This is a genomic window from Pseudonocardia nigra (genome assembly GCF_019396355.1).
Taxonomy (GTDB): Bacteria; Actinomycetota; Actinomycetes; order Mycobacteriales; family Pseudonocardiaceae; genus Pseudonocardia; species Pseudonocardia nigra.
The window spans coordinates 1-4330 of the sequence record NZ_JAHKRK010000362.1 but is presented as its reverse complement, the minus strand read 5'-3'; the positions used below and the strand labels follow the sequence as shown (position 1 = coordinate 4330).

Sequence of the window (4330 nt, the reverse complement as noted above, 5' to 3'; positions counted from 1 at the left end):
TCGCCGGCCGCGCCAACCTCGCCCACGCCCGACGCGACCTCCACGACCACGCCGCCGCCTTCGCGGTCTTCGGAATCTAACAACAAACGATCAAACCGGACAAAGATCTACAACGCCGGGGCCCTGCCTCGCCACCCGGGGTCTCACCGTTGGGCAGTGCCGATTGGCCTGCCCGGCGGGTTTCACCCAGGAACTCGCGGATCAGGGTGCGGATGGCGGCGCGGCGCGGTCGCGGGTGGGGAAGCTGCTCGTGGGTGTCGATGCCTTCGTGGGTCGTCGCGCCGACGTGCACGACCGCACCCCCGTCGGCGAGCATGTGCCGCACCCGTGCTGCTACACGGTTGCGGTCCATCCAATGGAACGACTGGGCGAAGGTCACGACGGAGGGGACAGGGATTCCGGCGGGCAGCTGCTCGCCGCGCAGGCAGCTCCAGGTGACGTTCGTGATGCCGGCACGGTCTGCCTGGCGAGCGGCCTCCGCCAACATCTCGGGGTCGGCGTCGATCCCGACGACTTCGGCGAAGAAGCGAGCCATCGGCAGTGTCAACGAGCCGGGGCCGCAGCCGACATCGAGCAGGCGCCCAGATCCATCGAGGTGAAGCGCATCGGCCAGCCGATCGGCGAGCTCCGGCGGGTAGGCCACGCGACCTACCGTGTAGAACACGGCGCTACCGGCATAGAGCGTCGAGTCCCAGGACCAGCCTGGTTCGGTCATTCGCGTCTCCCAAGAAACCATGCCAGTCAGTGATGTGCGAGCATTGATCGCAGGAGCTTGATGTCGTGGATGTCCTTGTCGCGCCACGGGCGCCCATTGCGCAGGTGGGGATACTGCTCCTTCATCGCCAGCATCCCCATCACGCTCATCGCCAGCACCGACAGACCCTCGAGCTCAACCGGCTCGTCAGGGAACGAGCCCACGGGGAACACCCAGTCGTCGTACCTGCCGGCGGTCGTATACGTGCCATCGGATTGGGCGTCGAAGTAGGCGGTGCTGAACCAGACGTCGTCCCACGTGTACTCCGCGGACTCCTCTGGGGGCTGCGTGTCGACCAGGGTCGCGCCAGGGTCGCGCCCGCAGCTACCAGAAACTGCCGAACATGGAGCGCGTCGTTGCGGTCGACCCAGAACTCGATGTCACCGTGATCGTGGGTCACACGCCCGATCCGAGCGTCGAGGCCCCAGCCTCCGAACAGCCAGGCACGCTGGGCACCCTCGGCCAACTTGGTGGTGATCCTGCGGATCCGGTCGAGCTGGTCTCGGGTCTTCTCGTTCACCGCCACCCCTCTGTCCCTGGGGCCCGCGGAAGTTCAGGCCAGCTCAGCGGATCACGGTAGTCCGACAGCACCGAGGCAACAACGGCATTAACGCTGCAGGTCACACCGGCAGCGCCTTCGGCGGGCGAGCCGCAGAGCACAGGGTTCAGTCAACCAACCGCGTCCTCAGTATCTGCGAGGGAGGTCGGGTGCGGCTGCAGTCGCGCCAGCAGCGCTCGCTGACCCGCTACTTCCCGGAGATCGTCGAGGCCTTGCGTACCTGGTTCGCCGGCGAGGTCGTGCTCGACGGGGAGCTCGTGCTGTGCGGGCCAGACGGGCGGCTGGACTTCGCCGCGCTGCAGCACCGCCTCACCGGTGCCCACCGCAGCCCGGTCCGGGCCAGCTATGTCGTGTTCGACGTGCTCGCCGCCGGGATAGCGACCTGCGCGCCCATCCCTACCGGGTGCGGCGGGTGTTGCTCGAGCAGCTGCTCGACCGTGCGCAACCGCCGCTCGCGCTCGTCCCCATGACCACCGACGGCGACGCCGCACGTGTCTGACTTACCGAGCACCTCGCCGTCGGGGTCGAGGGCGTCGTGGCCAAGCGTCTCGACCACCCCTACGCACCCACAAGACGGGCCTGGCGGAAGGTGAAGGGCAGAGCATCGGCCGAAGCGATCGTCGGTGGCATCCTCGGGTCGCTGCGGGCACCGGCCGCTCTCGTCCTCGGCCGCCCTGACGAGACCGGTCGGCTGCGCGTGGCCGGGCGCACCGGCCCAATCCCCCGCCACGTTCGAGCCGCTGTCGGCGCTGCCCTGCAGCCTGCAGGGGGCTGGCACCCCTGGCCGGACAAGCTCCCGTCGGCGAGGTTCGGCAACGCCGCGCCCGTCGACTTCATGCGGGTCGAGCCGGCGCTCGTTGTCGAGCTCGCTGTCGACGCCGCCGTGGACGTGGTGCGCGGCCGTCCGCTGTGGCGCCACCCCGCTCGACTCATACGGGTCCGCCACGACCTGCGCGCCGCCGACCTCAAGCCCTTCTAGCCGCGGTACCCCCTGACGGGCCGCTGAAGGCCACCGGGCGGGTCCCGGTCGACTGAAGCGTTGGACACAAGACCTTGGCTGACTCTGGTTCGGCACTTGTGACGCCTACGGCGCCCGTCCAGGCGCGCCACCAGACCATCCTCGTACCCGCGTCAGCGCTCACCTCCCGCGAGATGGAGCCCCGCCGATAGAACCGGTGGACGCTAACCTGAGAGTCCCCTGGTCCCCTCCGAGTCCTTGCACGAGTGGCGGGCGAAGCCCGCAGGGAGCGTGACAGCAGCCTGTGACTACCCAGCACGAGGACACCGCCGGACACGACGTCGCGGCCACCGACGAACTGAACGAGAGCAACGCCCGAGCTGCCCTTCGTGCCGCCTGTCCTCAAGTCGGCCTCTCCGCCGAATCAGCGCAACTGATTCGCATCGGCTCGAACGCCGTTTTCCGTCTGTACGCCGACCATCCCGTCATCGCCCGTGTAGCACGTTCTACCGAATGTCTCGCCGAGGCGTTCAAGCAGGTGGCGGTGTCGCGATGGCTGCAAGACGCGGGTTACCCTGCCACTCAGGCCCTTCCGATAGACCAACCGGTAGTCGCGGCAGGGCGAGTCATCACCTTTTGGAAGTCTGTGACGGATCGCGAGGAGTACGCACCTATCGCAGACGTTGCTCTCCTCATTCGTCACCTCCACGACTTGGCGGCCCCGCCAGCAGACATATCTCTTCCAGCACTTGAACCATTCGGCTCAGCGGGCGCGCCGCTTCCCCGGTTCGATGGCCTCGAAGTCGAGGATGCCTCGTACCTGACCGAAAGACTCGAATGGGCGCGGGCAACCTTTCCAACCTTGCCGTTCACACTGCCACAGGGCCATATTCACGGCGACGCGAACGTGGGCAACGTGCTGTTGACAAAGGATGGATCGCCGGTTCTGATCGATCTCGACAGCTTCGCCGTTGGGCCACGTGAATGGGACCTCATCCAGACAGCAATCTTCGCTGATCGGCTGGGCTGGCACACACGCGACGAGTACGACACGTTCGTCAAGGTCTACGGCTACGACATCACGACTTGGGACGCTTACCCGCTACTCGCCGAGATGCGCGAGCTGGCGATGACGTCCTGGTTGAGTCGGCAGGCTTCCGCATCGGAAAGATCCGCACGTGAAGCTGCTAAGCGAGTCCAGGCGCTGCGGGTCGGGGGTAGCCGAGCAGACTGGTCACCCTACTGACCGGCCGCCGTTCAACGTCGGCGTCCAGAGACGTGCACCTTCGGCCTTGCTTTCGAAGTCACGTAGGATGACACTGCCGCGCGCCCGGTGGAGGCGCTGCCGGAACTCGGCGACGTAGCTCGCCGAGCGTGATGACTTGAGGTTCTCGCCGATCTCTAGCGCTCTGAGTGCAACTCGGCAGGCCTCCTCCGCCTCGCCCTGGTCCATGTAGGCATGTGCGAGCACCATGGTGGCGAAGAAGTCGCTTCGCAGGTAGTCGCCGCTTGCGCTTCCTAAAGACTGTGACGCGTAGGACGAGGCGTGGCCAGGTCGACCCAAGTCGCGGTTGCAATGCCCGAACTCGGCAGCCAGCTCGGCCTCATCGAAGTACTGAATCCATGCTGGCCCCTCGCCGGGGGTGTGCCGCTCGAACTCTGTCATTGCTGCCGCTAATGCTTGATCGCACCCGGCGGCATCGCCGAGACGAGCGAGCGCACGGGCCTCCATCACGTAGAAATGTGATGTCAGAATCGGCACCCCGGAGGCGACACTTCCGACACGCGCAGCACGGGCAAGATTGGCCGCTTCACGGAACCTTCCAAGGAAGGTCGCTTGATGACTCATTGCGTCGAGGATGCTAGCACCGAGCAGTCGATCCCCTGCCATGTCAGCTAGGCCGAGCGCCTGGATGAAATACCGCTGCGCAAGTAGCTATTCAGCAGGGTTCGGCGGCTGGTGGTAGCCATGCCCCGGTGGTGAACAGCTGAGTGAGGACGTCGAAGCTGTCGAGGCCCCACTTGGCGGTGGTGGACAGGTAGGACTGGACGACGGCGA

The 4330-nt window shown here is 66.4% G+C and carries 6 protein-coding genes and 1 pseudogene; 3 read left to right on the top strand and 4 right to left on the bottom strand.

What is annotated here, in order from left to right:
- Nucleotides 1–76: 76 nt before the first annotated feature.
- From KME75_RS40230 to KME75_RS47285, 3 genes are read right to left on the bottom strand one after another with little or no spacing between them, the layout of a single operon-like run.
- Nucleotides 77–715: a class I SAM-dependent methyltransferase gene (locus KME75_RS40230; protein ID WP_219420247.1), complete on the bottom strand. Its 639-nt coding sequence runs from the start codon at nt 713–715 to the stop codon at nt 77–79.
- A gap of 26 nt (nt 716–741) precedes the next feature.
- A complete protein-coding gene (locus KME75_RS40225) occupies nt 742–927 on the bottom strand; it encodes a hypothetical protein (protein ID WP_219420249.1) in 186 nt (61 codons plus the stop codon).
- Nucleotides 861–1274, bottom strand: a complete 414-nt coding sequence (locus KME75_RS47285) for a nucleotidyltransferase domain-containing protein (protein WP_219420246.1) — start codon at nt 1272–1274, stop codon at nt 861–863. The genes KME75_RS40225 and KME75_RS47285 overlap by 67 nt, the downstream gene beginning before the upstream one ends.
- A gap of 50 nt (nt 1275–1324) precedes the next feature.
- On the opposite strand from KME75_RS47285, the gene KME75_RS40215 reads away from it, so the two are divergent.
- From KME75_RS40215 to KME75_RS40205, 3 genes are all read left to right on the top strand, one after another.
- A complete protein-coding gene (locus tag KME75_RS40215) occupies nt 1325–1783 on the top strand; it encodes an ATP-dependent DNA ligase (RefSeq protein WP_308283489.1) in 459 nt (152 codons plus the stop codon).
- 65 nt (nt 1784–1848) lie between these two features.
- Nucleotides 1849–2292 (top strand): hypothetical protein, encoded by a 444-nt coding sequence (locus KME75_RS40210; protein WP_219420244.1) that lies wholly within the window; start codon nt 1849–1851, stop codon nt 2290–2292.
- A gap of 283 nt (nt 2293–2575) precedes the next feature.
- Complete coding sequence (locus KME75_RS40205; protein ID WP_308283488.1) at nt 2576–3517, top strand: phosphotransferase; 942 nt, start codon at nt 2576–2578, stop codon at nt 3515–3517.
- Here KME75_RS40205 and KME75_RS40200 read toward each other — a convergent pair.
- Nucleotides 3506–4192, bottom strand: a pseudogene (locus KME75_RS40200) (NsdA family TPR-like regulatory protein); the annotation flags it as partial. The gene KME75_RS40205 and the pseudogene KME75_RS40200 overlap by 12 nt on opposite strands.
- Nucleotides 4193–4330: the final 138 nt, after the last annotated feature.